This window comes from Streptomyces triticisoli (genome assembly GCF_003270085.1).
Classification (GTDB): Bacteria; Actinomycetota; Actinomycetes; order Streptomycetales; family Streptomycetaceae; genus Streptomyces; species Streptomyces triticisoli.
Map to the genome: position 1 here is coordinate 21,721 of NZ_QFDQ01000078.1, position 16,287 is coordinate 38,007.

At 70.4% G+C, this 16,287-nt stretch carries 15 protein-coding genes and 4 pseudogenes; 8 read left to right on the plus strand and 11 right to left on the minus strand.

Annotated features, from left to right (window positions below; all coding sequences use genetic code 11):
- Nucleotides 1-27: 27 nt before the first annotated feature.
- Nucleotides 28-303, plus strand: a pseudogene (locus DEP02_RS14095) (MFS transporter); the annotation flags it as partial.
- A gap of 835 nt (nucleotides 304-1,138) precedes the next feature.
- Here the strand turns inward: DEP02_RS14095 and DEP02_RS14105 are convergent.
- Nucleotides 1,139-1,345 (minus strand): annotated as a pseudogene (locus DEP02_RS14105) (DUF317 domain-containing protein); the annotation flags it as partial.
- Between the two features lie 167 nt (nucleotides 1,346-1,512).
- The gene (locus DEP02_RS14110; RefSeq protein ID WP_112467672.1) at nucleotides 1,513-2,877 is read right to left on the minus strand and encodes an MBL fold metallo-hydrolase; all 1,365 of its coding nucleotides are present in this window, start codon (nucleotides 2,875-2,877) and stop codon (nucleotides 1,513-1,515) included.
- An 85-nt stretch (nucleotides 2,878-2,962) separates the two neighbouring features.
- Between DEP02_RS14110 and DEP02_RS14115 the strand changes: the two genes are divergently transcribed.
- Both DEP02_RS14115 and DEP02_RS14120 read left to right on the plus strand, forming a co-directional pair.
- Nucleotides 2,963-3,631 (plus strand): ArsR/SmtB family transcription factor, encoded by a 669-nt coding sequence (locus DEP02_RS14115; protein WP_112467673.1) that lies wholly within the window; start codon nucleotides 2,963-2,965, stop codon nucleotides 3,629-3,631.
- The gene (locus DEP02_RS14120) at nucleotides 3,628-3,888 is read left to right on the plus strand and encodes a hypothetical protein (protein WP_112467674.1); all 261 of its coding nucleotides are present in this window, start codon (nucleotides 3,628-3,630) and stop codon (nucleotides 3,886-3,888) included. Before DEP02_RS14115 ends, DEP02_RS14120 begins: the two co-directional genes overlap by 4 nt.
- Before the next feature lie 66 nt (nucleotides 3,889-3,954).
- Here DEP02_RS14120 and DEP02_RS14125 read toward each other — a convergent pair whose 3' ends face one another.
- From DEP02_RS14125 to DEP02_RS14135, 3 genes and pseudogenes are all read right to left on the minus strand, one after another.
- A complete protein-coding gene (locus tag DEP02_RS14125; RefSeq protein WP_112467675.1) occupies nucleotides 3,955-6,102 on the minus strand; it encodes a heavy metal translocating P-type ATPase in 2,148 nt (715 codons plus the stop codon).
- A 168-nt stretch (nucleotides 6,103-6,270) separates the two neighbouring features.
- A pseudogene (locus DEP02_RS14130) lies at nucleotides 6,271-7,429 on the minus strand (heavy metal translocating P-type ATPase); the annotation flags it as partial.
- A gap of 15 nt (nucleotides 7,430-7,444) precedes the next feature.
- Nucleotides 7,445-8,098, minus strand: a complete 654-nt coding sequence (locus tag DEP02_RS14135; RefSeq protein ID WP_112467676.1) for a TetR/AcrR family transcriptional regulator — start codon at nucleotides 8,096-8,098, stop codon at nucleotides 7,445-7,447.
- Between the two features lie 120 nt (nucleotides 8,099-8,218).
- Between DEP02_RS14135 and DEP02_RS34015 the strand changes: the two genes are divergently transcribed.
- Together DEP02_RS34015 and DEP02_RS14140 are read left to right on the plus strand one after the other, a co-directional pair.
- Nucleotides 8,219-8,386 carry a hypothetical protein gene (locus DEP02_RS34015; RefSeq protein WP_198668435.1) on the plus strand — a complete coding sequence of 56 codons (168 nt, stop codon included), beginning with the start codon at nucleotides 8,219-8,221 and terminating at the stop codon, nucleotides 8,384-8,386.
- A 5-nt stretch (nucleotides 8,387-8,391) separates the two neighbouring features.
- Nucleotides 8,392-8,952, plus strand: coding sequence for a hypothetical protein (locus tag DEP02_RS14140; protein ID WP_232839107.1), 561 nt, complete (start codon nucleotides 8,392-8,394; stop codon nucleotides 8,950-8,952).
- Nucleotides 8,953-9,398: 446 nt separating this feature from the next.
- Here DEP02_RS14140 and DEP02_RS14145 read toward each other — a convergent pair whose 3' ends face one another.
- A complete protein-coding gene (locus DEP02_RS14145; RefSeq protein ID WP_112467677.1) occupies nucleotides 9,399-10,268 on the minus strand; it encodes a F510_1955 family glycosylhydrolase in 870 nt (289 codons plus the stop codon).
- A 323-nt stretch (nucleotides 10,269-10,591) separates the two neighbouring features.
- Here DEP02_RS14145 and DEP02_RS35665 point away from each other — a divergent pair, with 323 nt between their 5' ends.
- Both DEP02_RS35665 and DEP02_RS33445 read left to right on the plus strand, forming a co-directional pair.
- Entirely contained in the window at nucleotides 10,592-10,792 is a 201-nt protein-coding gene (locus DEP02_RS35665) for a helix-turn-helix domain-containing protein (RefSeq protein WP_369123206.1), read from the plus strand.
- The gene (locus tag DEP02_RS33445; RefSeq protein ID WP_157977441.1) at nucleotides 10,780-11,076 is read left to right on the plus strand and encodes a hypothetical protein; all 297 of its coding nucleotides are present in this window, start codon (nucleotides 10,780-10,782) and stop codon (nucleotides 11,074-11,076) included. Before DEP02_RS35665 ends, DEP02_RS33445 begins: the two co-directional genes overlap by 13 nt.
- Before the next feature lie 622 nt (nucleotides 11,077-11,698).
- On the opposite strand, the pseudogene DEP02_RS34020 reads toward DEP02_RS33445, so the two are convergent.
- A pseudogene (locus DEP02_RS34020) lies at nucleotides 11,699-12,540 on the minus strand (DUF317 domain-containing protein); the annotation flags it as partial.
- Nucleotides 12,541-12,776: 236 nt separating this feature from the next.
- Between DEP02_RS34020 and DEP02_RS14165 the strand changes: the two are divergent.
- A complete protein-coding gene (locus DEP02_RS14165; RefSeq protein WP_112467678.1) occupies nucleotides 12,777-13,010 on the plus strand; it encodes a hypothetical protein in 234 nt (77 codons plus the stop codon).
- A gap of 97 nt (nucleotides 13,011-13,107) precedes the next feature.
- Here the strand turns inward: DEP02_RS14165 and bla are convergent, their stop codons facing one another.
- The 4 genes from bla to DEP02_RS14180 form a co-directional block, all read right to left on the minus strand.
- On the minus strand, nucleotides 13,108-14,016 hold the full coding sequence (bla, locus tag DEP02_RS14170) for a class A beta-lactamase (protein ID WP_112467679.1): 909 nt from the start codon (nucleotides 14,014-14,016) through the stop codon (nucleotides 13,108-13,110).
- A 330-nt stretch (nucleotides 14,017-14,346) separates the two neighbouring features.
- The gene (locus DEP02_RS14175) at nucleotides 14,347-14,922 is read right to left on the minus strand and encodes a DUF1990 domain-containing protein (protein ID WP_112467680.1); all 576 of its coding nucleotides are present in this window, start codon (nucleotides 14,920-14,922) and stop codon (nucleotides 14,347-14,349) included.
- Nucleotides 14,923-15,239: 317 nt separating this feature from the next.
- Nucleotides 15,240-15,377: a hypothetical protein gene (locus DEP02_RS33450; RefSeq protein ID WP_157977442.1), complete on the minus strand. Its 138-nt coding sequence runs from the start codon at nucleotides 15,375-15,377 to the stop codon at nucleotides 15,240-15,242.
- A gap of 199 nt (nucleotides 15,378-15,576) precedes the next feature.
- Nucleotides 15,577-15,879: a hypothetical protein gene (locus DEP02_RS14180; RefSeq protein WP_198668436.1), complete on the minus strand. Its 303-nt coding sequence runs from the start codon at nucleotides 15,877-15,879 to the stop codon at nucleotides 15,577-15,579.
- Nucleotides 15,880-16,287 lie beyond the last annotated feature (408 nt).

Sequence of the window (16,287 nt, forward strand, 5' to 3'; positions counted from 1 at the left end):
CCGTCATCCGTCCACTCCTTACCGGCCGCCGGCATGGTGCGCGGCAACCTCACCCTGCTTCAGGCCACCGCCATCACCGACCGCTGGGGCACCACCCACTACGGCCGCCTCTCCGACCTTCTCGCAGCCCCTGCAACCACCGCCGCCGCACTCACTCCCTCCGCGGGCGCCGCCCTCGCGCCCCTCCTCGGCGGCTATCCGCACCTCTTCGGTCTCCTGACCGTCATCTCCTTCGCCGCCGCACTCATTACGCCCTGGACAGCGACTTCTTCTGCCAACAGGGCGGTCCAGCTATCCGGCTGACGGGCAGTCCTCGACGATGCGAACCCGCTCCCGAACCGGCTTCCAATGGCGGTCCGGCGAGCGGGTTCGCCGTTTCGCCACTCCAGGAATCCGCGGACTCGCGCGCTTCCGACGTCACCACGCAGAAGACGGCCACGCCCCAGCTCGGAGACGAGCAGTGGAGCCAGCCCCTCATCTTCTCCGCCGGCGGGCGGAACAGCATCGTCAAGCAGATCGCGATCCGTAACGGGAACATGCTGCTGATCGTCCCTGGCTCACCTGGCCTCGTCGACCGGTACCTCGACAAGGCTCTCGCCAAGGTGACAACAATCCGCTGACGTACCTCCGCACGCCACGGCGTGCCCGGCCATGCGAACGGTCAGGAGCGCCGTGGCGTGTCAGGCCCTCCGGGAACGGCGCTTAGCCACTCCTGGGCGGTGGTGGCGGTGACTTCGTCGTTCGAGGCGTCATCGGCCGATGCTCCGAGCGTGGGATGGGGCAGGCGGCCTTCTGCCGGAAGTCGATCACGGCGCGCGGAGTGAGCAGCTGCGGGTAATCAAGCGCCCTCCCACGATGGCTGCGCGCCGTACCGAACTTACGGGGCCGGCGCTGGTCTCCCAGAGGGAGAGGAGAGTACGAGCCACAGCTGTGCTTGTCAGATTGTCAACCGCCGTGCCACAGCCGCCGTCATCAGATGCACCTGCCATGATCTTCCTTGTGAACAAGGGGGATTGTGGCTGAGTCGGCGTACGTATCACTGTCAGTAAGGAGGCGGGGGCAGAAGACGGTGCAACGCAAATGCCCGGCCTCCCGAATCGAGAGACCGGGCTTTCGTATGCGAACGGCGCATCGGTACTCAGCTGGCCGGGACGCGCAGGAGTCGGTCCCGCGTGCTCTCCGGCAGTACCCGGCGCAGGACCGGCGCGGTGGAGCTGAGGGAGGCAGCGAAGGCGGCGACGAGGTCGTGCGGCACGCCGGCGCCGAAGGACACGGCCCACAGGAAGGGCGCGCCCACCTCGGGCTCTGCCCATGCTTGCCATCCGGCAGGTCCTGCCTCGTCCGAGTGGAACTCGCGGGCCCCCACCAGTGGGGTGACGGTGCGCTCCAGGCCGGCCATGCCGCCGACGAACACGTTGACGATCGCGAGCAGCACGAACTGGGCGAGGTTGGCGCGCAGCCCGAGCCGGATGCCGTCGGCGGCATCGGGCGTGCTGGTGGTGCCGGGCCGGGTCACTGCCCCTCCTGCAGTACGCGGCCGGTGGCACGTGCCCAGTCGTCGGGGCCGCCGACGAGCACGGCCAGGTCGTCGGCGCCGGTACGGACCAGCAGGCTGGCGGCCGTGATGGCGCGCTCGCCATGCCCGCACATCACCACCGCCCCCTTCGGTGCTGCCCGGGATTGCCGGCGCAGGGTGCCGAGTTCGGCATGGAAGGCGCCGGGGATGTGCCCGGCCGCATACTCGGCCTGCTGGCGGACGTCGAGAACGGGGCGGCCACCGATCCGGTCCGGCGTCACGAGCTCCAGAGCCCGCACACCTCCGCCACCTGCCCGCCAGGCGTCCATGCCGCCCGCGAGCTGTCCGGCGAGGCGGTCGTATCCGATCTTCGCCGCCTGCCGGACGACCTCCATGGCGTCCTGGCCGGGGCCGAACACGAACACCAGCGGAATCTCGGGCGGCAGCAGCCAGCCCAGCCAGGTCGCGAACGCCTCCCGAAGCGGGATCGAGACGGCCCCGGGAACGTGCCCGGCGGCGAACTGCTCAACCGGTCGAACATCGACCAACTGTCCACCCTGGGCCAGCAGCCCCCGAACCGCCGCCGCATCCAGCGGCGCCAGGCCCCGGGCGACGGGCAGGAGGGCCGGTCCGCGCCGGTTGACCTGCGCGAGGCGGTCGAAGTAGGCGGGGTAGGAGCCGAGACCGGCCAGCAGCCGGCGGGCGAAGGTGTCCTCATCCCGTGCGGCAAGCAAGGGGTTGGTCTGCTTCTGCGCGCCGATGGTGGTGGTGCGCTGCGCCCCGGGCGGGGCGGAGCAGAAGGAGCCGGCCCCGTGGGTGGGCCACACCGCGGTGGCGTCCGGCAGGATGGCCAGGCGGTGCAGGGAGCGGTACTGGGCGCGGGCCAGCTCCTCGGCGCGGTCGGGGCCGAGCAGGTCGGTGCGGGCGGCCGAGCCGACGATCAGGGAACCGCCGGTGAACACCCCCAGCTCCCGCCGGTCGTCCAGAAGCAGGTAGGACAGGTGCTCGTCGGTGTGGCCGGGCGTGGCCAGGGCCCGCAGGGTGAGCCCGCCCAGGTCGACCTCATCGCCGTCGGACAGCGGGGTGTGATCGAAGGTGCGGTGCCCGGCGGCGGAGGCCAGCACGGTGGCGCCGTCATCGTGGGCGAGCTGGAGGGCGCCGGTGAGGAAGTCGGCGTGCAGGTGGGTGTCGGCCGCATACGCCACGGTCAAACCGCGCTTGGCGGCGGCCTCGCGCAGGGCGCGCAGGTCCAGGGAGGCATCGACGGCCAGGGCGCGGCCGTCGCCGAGGTCGGCGAGGTAGGCGCTGTTACCCAGTCCCTCGTCGACCAGGGGTATCAGGTGCTCTTCGGCGAAGGCCACGGCGTCCTCCCATGGCAGGCCGGGCCAGGGTGGCGGACACCATCCCGCTACTCATACAATATTCCACGGATCTATGGAGGAGTCCATGGGAGACCACGCCCGCAAGGCCGCCCTGTTCGAGGCGCTCGCCACCACCGGCAAGGCGCTGTCCAACGGCAAGCGCCTGGAACTGCTGGACCTGCTGGCCCAGGGTGAACGCACCGTGGACGCCCTCGCCAAAGCGGCCGGGCTGGGTCTGACGACCGCCTCCGCGCACCTGCAGACCCTCAAGCGGGCCGGGCTGGTAGCCACCCGCCGCCAGGGCACCCGCATCCACTACCGGCTCGCCGGCGACGACGTCGCCGCCCTGTATGCGCTGCTGCGCAACGTCGCCGAAGTCCACCAAGCCGCGGTCCCCGCCGCCCGGGACGCCTACCTCGGCCCCGACGACGGGCAGGAAGTCACCCGCGAGGAGCTGCGCGCCCGCGCCCAGGCCGGGGAGGTGGTGGTGCTGGATGTGCGGCCGGAGGAGGAGTACCTGGCCGGGCACATCCCCGGCGCGATCTCCATCCCGGTGCAGGAGCTTGCCGGACGGATCACCGAACTGCCCGAAGACACCGAGATCGTCGTCTACTGTCGCGGCGCGTACTGCGTGCTCGCCTACGACGCGGTACGGCTGCTGGCCGACCGCGGACGGCGCGCGCTGCGGCTGAACGACGGCATGCTGGAGTGGCGCCTGGCCGACCTGCCCGTCGCCACCGGGGAGCCTGCATGACCCACAGCCTTCCGTCGCACCCGGGACCGGTCGGTCGGCCGGTCCACCTGGACCACAACGCCACCATCCCCATCGACCCGCGCGTGACCGCGGCGATGCCGCCCCATGCCACGGCCGACCTCACCGTCGACGGCACCAGCCTGCAGATCCGCCGACCACTGGAGCCGTACGGTGTTGGGCGCCCCCTCCTCCTGGCGAGGTCGAACGCCCTGGCCGCATCCGGGCCGAGGTGCCCGTCCAGGGTGTGCATCCCGTGACTCCGGACTCCCCGCGGGGGCTGGTGCTCGGGAGGATCGTTGCTCAACGGCGTTGCCGTGTCCCGATCACCCGCGTGTGGCGCCTGGCCGCAGGTCGAGCTTGCGCAGCAGCTGGGCGTTGAGGGCGACGACGATGGTGGACAGTGACATGAGGACGGCGCCGACCGACATGGGGAGGACGAATCCGATCGGGGCCAGGACGCCGGCGGCGAGGGGCACGGAGATCAGGTTGTAGCCGGTGGCCCACCACAGGTTCTGCTTCATCTTGCGGTAGCCGGCCTGCGACAGGTCGATCACCGACAGGACGGAGCGGGGGTCGTCGCTGGCCAGGATGACCCCGGCGGAGGCGATGGCCACGTCGGTGCCGGCGCCGATGGCGATGCCGATGTCGGCCTGGGCCAGCGCGGGGGCGTCGTTGACACCGTCGCCGACCATGGCCACCGTTTTGCCCTCGCCCTGCAGCGCCTTGACGGTGGCTGCCTTGTCCTCGGGGCGGACGCCGGCGAACACCCGGTCGATGCCGAGGTGGTTGCCGACCGATTCGGCGACCGCCCGGGCGTCGCCGGTGATCATGACGACCTCGATGCCTCGTCGGTGCAGCGCGTCGACGGCCTGGCGGGATTCCGGCCGGATCTCGTCGGCCAGTTTCAGTGCTCCGATCACCACGCCGTCGCGCAGCGCGTGCAGGATGATGGCGCCCTCTTCCCGCCACTGCTCGGCTGCCTCGAGTTCCTGCTGGTGCTCCTCGTCCAGCAGCATCGGGCCGCCGACCCGGACGGTCCGGTCATCGATGGTGGCGGTGACGCCGAGGGCGGGTGCCGAGGTGAAGCCGCTCGCCCGGGGGATGTCGAGGTCGCGCTCGCGGGCCGCGCGGACGATGGCCTTGGCCAGCGGGTGTTCGCTGTCGGCTTCGGCCGCGGCGGCCAGCGCGAGCACCTCGTCGCCGGTGAGGCCGGAGGCCGGTTCGACGGCGGCCAGGGTCGGCTCGCCCTTGGTGAGGGTGCCGGTCTTGTCGAACAGGACCGCGGTGACGGTGCGCATGCTCTCCAGCGCGAGCCGGTCCTTGATCAGGACTCCGCCGCGGGCGGCGCGTTCGGTGGCGATGGACACCACCAGCGGTATCGCAAGCCCGAGCGCGTGCGGGCAGGCGATCACGAGCACCGTGATCGTGCGGGTGACCGCGTCGTCGGACCGGTCGAGCAGCAGGGCCCACACCAGGACCGTGACGACGGCCGCGCCGAGGGCGAACCAGAACAGCCACCCCGCGGCGACGTCGGCCAGCCGCTGCGCGCGTGAGGATGAGTTCTGCGCCTCGGCCACGAGGCGCCTGATACCGGCGAGCGCGGTGTCCTCGCCGGTGGCGGTGACCTCGATGCGCAGGCCGGAGTCGGTGGCGACGGTGCCGGCCACCACGTGGTCGCCGACGCCGCGGCGTACGGTCCGGGACTCGCCGGTGACCATCGACTCGTCCATCTCGGCCGTACCGTCGACGATCCGGCCGTCCGCGGGGACGCTGCCACCGGGCCGGATCAGGACGGTGTCGCCCACCCGCAGCTCACCCGGGTGCACGGTGACGACCTGGTCGCCGTCGAGCCGTTCGGCCTCGTCGGGCAGCAGCGCGGCCAGGGAGTCCAGGGCCGAGGTCGTCCGGGCGAGCGAGCGCATCTCGATCCAGTGCCCGAGCAGCATGATGACGATGAGCAGGGCCAGCTCCCACCAGAAGTCCAGGTGGTGGCCGAGGATGCCCAGGCTGGCGCCCCAGGAGGCGACGAAAGCCACCGTGATGGCCAGCGTGATCAGCAGCATCATTCCCGGCCGGCGAGAGCGTATCTCGGACGCGCCGCCGGTGAGGAACGGCCGGCCACCCCACAGGTACATCACGGTACCCAGCAGCGGCGAGATCCAGGTCACCCAGTCGGCCTGCGGCAGCCGGTAGCCCAGCAGCGAGGCGAACATGCCGGAGAACGCCACGACGGGCACGGCCAGCACCAGCATCACCCAGAACAGCCGCCGGAACTGCCCGACATGATCACCGTGGGCGCCGCCACCCGTGTGGTGCGCATGCCCCGCGTGGCCGGCGTGATCGGACCCGTGATGCCCGTCGTGCCCGGTCATGCCGTGCTCCCCGTGTCCGGCGTGGGCAGCGGAAACGGCCGACGGCGCATCGTCGAGGAGCCCGCGCTGGTGGTCGTGGTGGTGCTCGCGACTGGTCATGATTACTTCTCCTCGCGGTGATGCTCAGTAGCTACCGGAGACGGTAGTGGTAGTGCTGCTCCGCGGAAGTCCGTGGAGCGGTGCCTCGATGCTGAGTGCTTCGGCCGACCCGTCAGCGCTTCCTCGGCGAATTCCGCGGACGCCCCGGTCGGCAGCGCTGCCGCGTGCTTACTTGAACGACCGTAGACGCAGGCTGTTGGTGACGACGAAGACCGAGGAGAAGGCCATCGCAGCGCCGGCGATCATCGGGGTGAGCATGCCGGCGGCGGCGAGGGGCAGGGCGGCGACGTCGCAGCCGAAGGCCCAGAAGAGGTTGCCCTTGATGGTGGCCAGGGTCTTGCGGGAGAGGCGGATGGCGTCGGCCGCCACTCGCAGGTCACCGCGGACGAGGGTGAGGTCGCCGGCCTCGGTCGCCGCGTCGGTGCCGGTGCCCATGGCCAGGCCCAGGTCGGCGGTGGCGAGGGCGGCCGCGTCGTTGACGCCGTCGCCGACCATGGCGACCGTACGGCCCTCGGCCCGCAGCCGCTCGACCACACCACGTCGACCTTGCCCTGCGGCAGGACTTCGGCGATCACTTGGTCGATGCCCACGGCCCGGGCCACAGACTCGGCGGCGAGCCGGTTGTCGCCGGTCAGCAGGACCGGCGACAGGCCGAGCCTGCGCAGTTCGGCCACGGCTTCGGCGCTGTTCTCCTGGATGGCGTCGGCGACGGTGAGGACGCCGCGCGCCTCGCCGTCCCAGGCGACGACGACTGCCGTACGCCCCTCGGCCTCCGCCGCGGCCTTGGCCTTGGCCAGTTCGCGGGGCAGCTCGATGGCCCACTCGTGCAAGAGCTTCTCGCGCCCGACGAGTACGGCGTGGCCGTCGACGACGCCCTGGACGCCGAGGCCGGCGACGTTCTCGAAGTTCTCCGGTACGGGCAGGCTCCCGGCCCGGTCGGCTGCGCCCGCTGCGATGGCCTGCGCGATCGGGTGCTCCGAGGCGTGCTCCAATGCGCCTGCCAGGCTCAGCAGTTCGCCCTCGTCCACGTCCGGTGCCGTGAACACGTCCTGGAGCTGCATCCGGCCGGTGGTCACTGTGCCGGTCTTGTCCAGGACGACGGTGTCGACACGGCGGGTGGTCTCCAGGACCTCGGGCCCTTGATGAGGATGCCGAGCTGGGCGCCGCGGCCGGTGCCGGCCATCGGCGCGGTCGGCGTGGCCGGCCCGAGCGCGCAGGGGCAGGCGGTGATCAGGACGGCCACGGCGGCGGTGAAGGCGGCGGTCACGTCGCCGGTGACGCCGAGCCAGACGCCGAGCGTGGCGGCGGCGATCAGCAGGACCGCGGGGAAACGGAAACCGGCTCAGTGCTCAGAGTCTCCTGATGAGTGGTGACCGTGGGACTCGTGCCGACTCGTCGGCCTCCGGCCGGTCGGCGCGGGTTCCGCGTCGCGCAACCCGGACATGATGACCGTGACAAGCCGTTCGGCCGCCGCGTCGGAGGGCAGGGCGGCAGCCCCTGTGAGGGCGTGGAGGCAGTACGTCGCGAGCTCGTCGGGCGCGACATCACCACGGAAGTCGCCGGTCCTCGCGCCCTCGGCCAGCAGGTCCCGGATCATGCCGTGGAGCTGCTGCTGCGCTCGGGCGACCCGCTCGTCCCGATGAAGGAACGCCGCGAGTTCGGTGCCGTGGTGGCCGCGTGACCGGCGCGAGATGTGAGCGAACGCTCTCAGGACCGCCTCCAGCCGCTCGCCGGCTTCGTCGGTCTGGTCCCGGACCTCTGCCAGCTGTCCCAGGTGATCGGTGATCTGGCGGTCGTGCCAGGCAAGCAGGATCGCCTCGACGTCCGGGAAGTACTTGTACAGCGTGGCCCGGCCGATGCCGGCCTGCTCGGCGATCTGCGACATCGTCACCGACCGCACGCCGTGCTCGGCGGCCAGTTCCGCCGTGGTGTTCAGAATCGCGTCGCGCACCGCGCGGCGGTGCGCCTCGATGGTCTCGTTCCACAGCTTCGGCACCCCATCAGTGTATGCACTGACGGTGTCGATACATGCTGGTTGACATCGCAGACAGTGTGTCTCGTAAAATTCGGATGTCGTCGACCGGGCGACAACCGACCCGCAAGGAAGGGCTCGCACATGGCCGACTCCCCGTCTCGCTTCGACGCCACCGACTTGGGGCCCGGGCCCGTGGCGCATCCGGGGATGCCGCGTTGGGTGAAGGTGTTCGGGATCGTCGCCGGATCCGCCCTGCTGGTGGCGTTCGTGCTCATGCACACGATCGGCGGCGGGATGGGCGGCCACTGATCGCCATGGCCATGAACCCCCGCCTCCGCAGGCTCGCCCTCACCGCGCACATCACCTTCTCGGTCGGCTGGCTCGGCGCGGTTGCCGTCTTCGTCGTCCTCGCCACCGTGGGGCTGGCCGGCGACAATGCCGACACCGTGCGCAGCGCCTACCTCGCGATGGAGTTGACCGCCTGGTTCATCCTGGTCCCGCTGAGCTTCGCCTCGTTGCTGACCGGGCTCGTGCAGGCTCTGGGGACCGCCTGGGGGCTGTTCCGCCACTACTGGGTCGTGTTCAAGCTGCTGATCAACGTGGTTGCGACCGTACTGCTGCTGGTGCACATGCAGGTGGTCGGGCATGTCGCCGGGGCTGCGGCCCGGGCGACCCTCGCCAGTGGCGATCTCGTGGGGATGAGGGTCCAGCTGCTGGCCGACGCCGCCGCGGCCCTGCTCGTACTGATCGTGGCGGTGACGCTGTCGGTGTACAAGCCGAAGGGGCTGACCCGTTACGGGTGGCGTGGGCAGCATGAATCCCGAGCACGCGAGCGGCTCGCTGCCACAGAGGGGGCGGCTCGGCAGCCGGCGTGACGGCCCGCTGACACCGCCCTGCCATCCGGCAGCCCACGGCCGCACGCCTCCGTTCGGTCCCTCATGGCCAACTTCCTGTTGGAGAGGGATACAGCGAACACTGGTCGCCCCTCACTGGCCGTTCGTCCGTCCGGCCTTCGTGCCGCTCTCGTCGGAAGCGACCCGGGCCTGGAAGCCGCGCACCCTGCCGAGGCTGCACGGCCACGTCTGCACCCCGATGTGCGAGATGCCCTGTGGAGAGCAGGTTGCGGTGGACGGACTTGAGCGCCAGGCCCCTCACGCATCGCGAGATGCTCGTCCTACTTCCCGAGCGCGCCCTTCGCGTTGAAGGGCGGAGCGACGGTGGATGCGGGTAGTAGAGCGGATCGGCTGTGCCGCTGCCGGGCCGAGCCCCTCATCACAACAGAGCACTCCGGCACCGGCGGTTCGTCCCGTCGTGGAACGACTCAGGAAGCGAGGGGCGCGAGTTCGGTGAAGGTCTTGCCACCGTCGCGTGACTCGTACACGCCGGTCATCGTAGCGGCGAGGATGTGGTCGGCGTTCACGGCGGTCAGCGCCTGGGGCTGTCCACCGGGCACGGTCGTGAGCTCCTTCCACGTCTTGCCGCCATCGGCGCTGCTGCTCAGCTTCCCGGAGACGTCGATACCGAAGAGGGAGTTCTCCGCGGGCCAGGACAGGAACGCCTGGACCTGACCGGAGCCCTTGCCGAAGGTGCGGCCACTGTCGGTGCTGATGACGACACCCTCGGCAGTGGTGGCCAGCAACTTGTCGCCGGCGGGGCTCACCGCGAGGTCGAGAGCCTCCAACGTCGCCCGGTCGTCCCAGTTCTTGAGGTCGGTGCTGACCCGGATCCGGCCGCTCTCGTATCCATAGACAGTGCCCTTGGCCGAGTCCAGGGAATGGAAGTCGGCCTCTCCTGACAGGGATCGGGACGTCCAGGTGCGTCCGGCGTCCTTGGTCTCGATCAGGCCCAGGTTGCCCGGGCGGCCGCTGCCCGGGGCGCCGTGTCCGCTGGCGACGAACGTGCTCTTCCCGGTCACGGTGAAGCCCATGAAGTCGTCCTTGCGGTCGCCGACGAGCCTCGGCTTCTGGCCTTCGGCGACCGTATACAAGCCGTCGTGGGTAGCGACATACACACGGCCGTCGGCCGGGTCGACGCCCAGCCCGTGCACGTGGGAAAGAGCCTCCGGCGCCGCAGACACCCCGGGCGACCGTCCCGCGCCGGATGACCCGTTTCCGCAGGCGGCGAGGACCAGGGAAGCGAGGGCAGTACCCGCAGCAGTGATCAGAGTACGGGTGGCCGAACGTGCAGTCACAGAACTTCCTTGCTATGTACGGCTTGCGGCACTTACGGCCTTGTAGCGGTGTAGAACGGCATGCAGCTCACCTGGGTGCCCTCAACTGCTCTCGCTGGTGCGAGGGACATTGATGGCCGTGCCGTTGCCGATGCGGATGCTGATACTTTTGCACTGATTGTCATCATACCGGCAGACAATGTTGCCGGACGTGGCAGGTCCAGCAGGGATACCTTGCGGCCGACGTCGTACATCCTCGCGGGTATTCAGGTTGGACTCATGGAATCCGTCGGCTCGTGACGGTTCTTGATCGCTGCGGTACGACGTCGTCGTGCGATACGCGCATGGGGGCGGGCCGACGCCCAGGGAACAGGGGAAGCGAGAGCGGGCACGTCTGGAGGCAGTTCGTTCGTGGTGAGAAGACCGAGGCCGTCGCGGGAGACCTTCGGGTGACGTCACGATCGGTGCGGCGCTGGCGGCGAATGTGGGAAAAGGGCGGTGCGGACGCACTGCGCTCGAAGGGTCGGCCTCGGTGGAGCGGCTGAGTCCGGAACAGTGCGAACGGGGCGGGCCCCGGATTTCCTGGGGCACGCTGCTCGAAGGTGATCGTGAGTCAGCCGGTCCCGTCGTTGCCCTCCTGCTCGGGCTCGGGCGCAGCGCGGAGGCGGGCGATGACGCCGGCACCAATGCCCACGACGACAAGGACTCCGGCACCGCCGAGGATCCACAGGGTGGCGTCGGCTCCGTCGATGCGTCCGAAGCCTGCCGGGTAGCGGGGCAGGACCTTCACGGTGTGTTCGGGGTCGAGATTCTTGAAGGCGTCGGATGAGATGGGGGGCTTCTGTAAAGGTGGCCCGTGGAGCGGCCGGCAGCGTGGGCCATGCAGGTCAGGTGTGGTGAGGGAAGCAGATTGCAGCGGTGGGGAGCTGGCGGATCAGCGTGCCCGACTGCTGCGGGGAACCGGCGGAGACGGAACCTTGCAAGCGGTCCGAGCGGTAGCACGGACCGGCGCGGGCGGCGGCCAGGAGCCGGGGAACCAGACGGAGGCGTACTGCTCGACGGCGTCCCGCAGCCTGTTGGTGTGGGCGCCTTCCACGGCACCCGGTCAGGGGCGTCCCTGTGCTCCTTGAACACGGCGTATCCGGACGTACTTGGCGTCCGGCCGTACGTCGAATCGCGGTGGTCGAAAGTCTTGTGGTCCGCGAACCGCAGGTGGACGGCATCGAGTTCGCCTCGGTCCTGGTGGATCGTGGCGAGCCGCAGGCCGTCGTACTCGTCGGAGCGGATGGTGGGGCTGAAGTCGATCCGCAGCCGCGGCGGCCCCTCGGCCGTGGGGTGGCGTGGTAGGTGTTGCCGACGACGGTCGCGTCGGCGAAGGGAAGGTTCAGTTCGGCGAAGAACTCCCGTGCGTACATCGGCATGTGGGTATCCGGGTGCTGGTCAGCGGCGGGTCCCGGTAGGACCGGGCGGCTGGTGCTGCTCCGGCGCGGGACGCTGGAGGCAGGGAGGGCGGCCGGGCGACGGGCCGCGGCGCGCTGGACGTCGAGCGGTGCCGGGGCCGGTGGGGGCGGTGGGATGATCGGTGTGAGGCGGGCCATTCCTTCGACGTAGTTGTGGGTGTCCTCTCGTCACCGGGGTAGCGGGGCCGGGTCGGAGACGCACTCGGTGACGGCCCGGACGAGGGCGACGGGGGTGTCGGTGCTGGCGGTGGCGTACCAGGCGGGGCGGTCGAGTGAGGTGCCGGCCCGCAGCTGCCAGCGGGCGTCGCGGGTGGTCGGCTCGGCCTCCGGGTCGAGGTCGCCGGAGCGCCCGCTGTGATCGCCTGGGCCGCCGACGAGACCGGCGCGCGCGATGAGGAGACGGTCGCCCACGGCGGCCGTGACGCCTGTTCGCAGGCAACCTTCGCCTCGCCGTACAACGTGCGGTCGACCTCGCTCCGGTCGGTGGGAGCAAGGAGGGCTGTGGACTCGTCCGCGTCCGGCGTGGCACGGGAGGCGTATGCGTTGCCGGAGGAGACACAGACCCAGTGCCCGGCCCTGCCGCCCAGTGCGTTGAGCGCTGCACGAACGAAGCCCGGCTGCCATGACACCTCGATGACCGCATCCCAATCGCGGTCGAGCAGAGGTGCGTACGCCGGAGGATCACGTCGGCCGGCGGCCATCAGCACCGCTCCGTCCGCGACTTCTCCGCTTTCGCCGCGGGCGAGGCACGTCACCCGATGACCGCGCTCAATCGCCTGCCGCGACAGTTCCCGGCCCACCCATGCTGTCCCGCCCAGAACCAAGACCTCCATCCCGACACCCAAGCGCCGCGGACGCCGAGCACCCGGGCGGGTTCGCCGACAGCGGACCCGATGCCGTCAACTGATCGCCGCAGCCCGCACGCAGCGCATCGGGCAGACGCCAAGCAGCCGCAGTCAGCCGTCCCTGCACTCGCGCCCCCGGAGTGCCGTCGTTCTCCATGAACATCGGCGCGTGCTCGGATCTCCCAGCGCCTCCCCGACCGGTGGACGAATGGCTGCTGTCAGCAGTGCACGAAGCCCGCCCCGGCAGCCCCGAGTGCTCACTGGGCCAGGAGATCATGGAGCACCGCCTGCTCAAGCTCCAGCTCGCCACCACCATCCGTGCCGCTGGCCACCAGGCCGACCTGCTCCGCTTCGGCGACTACACCATCGACCAACTTCACACACCCTCACCCGCGTACGATCCGACGCTGGATGCCGCCCCCGAGAAGGCTGGCGGGCGGACCGCAGCGCAACAGTGACCACGTACAGTGGCTGGGCGGCTGACATGCGGCCGCCCAGCCTGGGCGCGCGCATTGGCACCGGTGCAACCCGATCATGGTCCCGTGCGCCCGGGAGTCAGGTGAGCGCTGCCGCCACAAGTGCGGCAGTATCGGCGACCAGCGACTCGTCCGCCGGCGCTGCGGAATCGTGCTTCGTGGACAGGACCGCCAGCACGACCGGGCCCTGGCCCGGCGGCCATGCGATGCCCACGTCGTTGGTGGTGCCGTAGTTGCCGGTGCCGGTTTTGTCCGCGACCGTCCAGTCTTTGGGCAGCCCGGCGCGGAAGCGATTTCCGCTGGTCGTGTTGTTCAGCAGCCACAGGGTCAACCGGTCCCGGTCCGCCTCTTCGAGGGCGTCCCCGAGGATGAGCCGGCTGTAGGTCCGACCGAGGGCGAGCGGGCTTGAGGTGTCGGTCACCCTCCCTGGCTCTGCCGAGTTCAGATCGGGCTCCCACCGGTCCAGCCGGGTCACGCTGTCGCCGATGGAACGGCAGAAGCGGGTGACCGCGCTCGGGCCGCCGAGCTCACGCAGCAGAAGGTTCGCCGCCGCGTTGTCGCTGTGGTCGATGGCGGCCGCGCAAAGGTCGGCGACGGTCATGCCGCCCGCGAGGTTGTCCGGCAGTCCCGTGATCGGCGCGTAGCCGGACTCGGTGACGTCCTTGTCGGTGTAGCGGATCAGCTCGGCAAGGAACGTGCCGTCACGATCGAGGTCCCTCAGCACCGCTGCCACGGCGATCGTCTTGAACGTCGAGCACATCGGGAACAACTCCCTCGCCCGGTACAGCACCGTCCTGCCTGTGGCCGGATCCTGGGCGAAAACTCCGAGCCGTGCGGAATGCGCGCGCTCAAGATTGCGCAATTGTCCGGTGATCTCCTTGCGGCCCATGCCCTGGGCGAAGGCCCCTCCCCCGGCGGGGAGAACGACGGTGAGAGCCGTCGCGGCGACCCCGGCAAGAACCCCACGCCGACTCGGGCGCACGTCCATGAACGTCTTCCTCCACTCGTGCCGTCACCAGTCATGACAGTCGCCCATTTCAGGACATTTGACCCCTGCTTGTCCACCATCAGGGCGCAGCTTCAGAGGACTGTGTTCCTACCGCAGCCCCCACCATCGGAGCAGCAGGTCCATCGCGTGCCCGTCTCAAAGGCTCCCTCGACAATCACGGTCCGCAGTCCTCCACGGAGCGAGCGCACTACCCAGCGCCTCTCCGAAGACCAAGCGGAGCAGCACGGCGGCACCGTCACCTCGACGGCCGGCCCGCCCACTGACCGGGCCGGCCCCGGCCCGCCGCCCCGCACCCTGCGGGGCGACGGGTCACCGCACGCCCGCTCGACGAGCAGGCAGCAGGGCGCGCAGATAACGCCGCCGGAAGAACCGCTGCGCGACCAGCAGCACCGGGAACACCAGGCGCCACGGCCCGTGCGGGGCGGCACGGGTCAGGGAGCGGATTGTCAGCGCGACCGTGCCGTCGGGGGACCGGTGGACGACGAAGGCCTCCTCGCCGCTCACGGGATGGCCGGGCAGGGTGCCGTAGGCGAAGCCGCAGCGGTCCGGGGTGTCGACGACGGCGACGACCCGGACGGGCTCCCGCACCGCAAACGGACCGAACGCCGCGGTGATGCGGTACTCGGCCCCCTCCACGACCCGGCCCCCGGCACCGTCGCGGCCCGTCACCGTGAAGCCGCTGCGCCGCTTGACGCCCCAGCGCAGCACCGCGTCCGCCGCGGCGTGCCAGTCGGTCTCCCCGCGCCCGATGACGACGGTACGGGCGTAGGGGCGCAGACCTGTGATCCCCACCGGCCAGGGCTCTTCGGCGGGCCGGGTCGCACCGGCCGGCCCGTAAGTGAGTTCGCCCGACGGCGGACCGCGTCTCGTACGGCTGTTGGGCATGGCGTTCCAGTTCGGAAGGGTGGACGGGCCATGAGCCTAACGTGACCGTGGCGGACCATTTTTGAGGGACCGGAGGCCGTACGCACGCGACGGGGGCACCGCACAGCCTCGACGGCGCCGAACAGACGGCCGCGGGCACCACCCGGTCGCCGGGACGAGCTCGGCCGCCCGCACAGCAGGAAGTTGCGGCAGGGGAAAGGGGCGGGTACTGGTGCTCACCGAGGCCCCGCTCCTTGGCCGTGCGTGTGCTTCACTCCCCTTCGCGGACGGCGTCCCGCACCTCCTTGATGAACCGGACCGGGTTGACTTCTTGGCGATCATGTCGCCTCTCGCGCCGACTCGGTCACGTCGGGCTCGATGATGGCTGCGGCGATGATGTGGAACCCAGCGGAGTCCTTCTCCTGGAACGACTCGTCCGACCACACCGACGGGTCGGGGTGGATGGGCGGTATCACAGGGCTGGATCCTCCTGCAGCGGCTGGTTCCTCGCCCTCGTCGGCGACGATCGTGCTCCACGGCGGCCTGGACCGAAGCTTCACCATCCTGCGGGCAGCCCACCGACTCGTGGTCGTGGTCGTAGATCGTGCGCGTCACGTGTCACCCTCGCTCGGCCAGGCGACTGCGCGCGAGAGGCACCCACCGCAGTCTCGCTCATCAGCACACCCGAGTCCCGGTGCGAGCCGTCACCGGCATCTGTCCGAATTCGCGACAGTCCTCGTCGTTCTTGCTGTCCTCGGCGAGCCGTGCGCAGGTACGGAGAAGTTCTGCATTGCTCAGCCCGGCCAGTTCTTCCCGCAGGTTCGGGTCGGCACTGCACCGCACCGTGCCCAGCCTTCTGGACCACTCCAGCAGTTGGCGGTATCCGGCCGCGGTGGCCGGGAACGCCTCGATGCCGATCACTTCTCCCACCAGAGAGCACAGCAGCCACATGAGTGTCTTGGTGCGTGTCCACTCCAAGGACCACCTCCCCCGTCGTCCGGCGTCGGCGGATACGCGGGGCAGGGGGCGTACCGGTCATGCTCGTTCACCTTCCGACCCGACGGCGCATCGCGCAGCCGGCACCGGACCGCGCGGACGGTCAGAACCGTGACGACGCCTGGTCGGCAAGCCCCCATCGAGACACACCCGGCCGGCCCGGTACCAGCAACGCACCATCCCCGGCCAGCGCTCGACACAGCGTGAGCAAGACACCCCGGTCACGGATCTCAAGAGTCAGGCCCCGCCGCAGGACAGCACCCGCCAGCTCTCCCCACACCCACGGCATCCCGACCCGGGCCCGCACAACATGCTCGATCCCAGCCCATGGAACACCCCGGATCCGACTCTGGCCGACCACAACGGACCGCGAAGGCCGACATCACGTTC

Bases quoted from the DNA above. Each gene is read 5' to 3' on its own strand.
- DEP02_RS14115 (WP_112467673.1), top strand. From the start codon at position 2,963: ATGGGAGACCACGCCCGCAAGGCCGCCCTGTTCGAGGCGCTCGCCACC.
- DEP02_RS14120 (WP_112467674.1), top strand. From the start codon at position 3,628: ATGACCCACAGCCTTCCGTCGCACCCGGGACCGGTCGGTCGGCCGGTC.
- DEP02_RS14140 (WP_232839107.1), top strand. From the start codon at position 8,392: ATGGCCATGAACCCCCGCCTCCGCAGGCTCGCCCTCACCGCGCACATC.
- DEP02_RS35665 (WP_369123206.1), top strand. From the start codon at position 10,592: ATGGGGGCGGGCCGACGCCCAGGGAACAGGGGAAGCGAGAGCGGGCAC.
- bla (WP_112467679.1), bottom strand. From the start codon at position 14,016: ATGGACGTGCGCCCGAGTCGGCGTGGGGTTCTTGCCGGGGTCGCCGCG.
- DEP02_RS14125 (WP_112467675.1), bottom strand. From the start codon at position 6,102: ATGACCAGTCGCGAGCACCACCACGACCACCAGCGCGGGCTCCTCGAC.
- DEP02_RS34015 (WP_198668435.1), top strand. From the start codon at position 8,219: ATGGCCGACTCCCCGTCTCGCTTCGACGCCACCGACTTGGGGCCCGGG.
- DEP02_RS14175 (WP_112467680.1), bottom strand. From the start codon at position 14,922: ATGCCCAACAGCCGTACGAGACGCGGTCCGCCGTCGGGCGAACTCACT.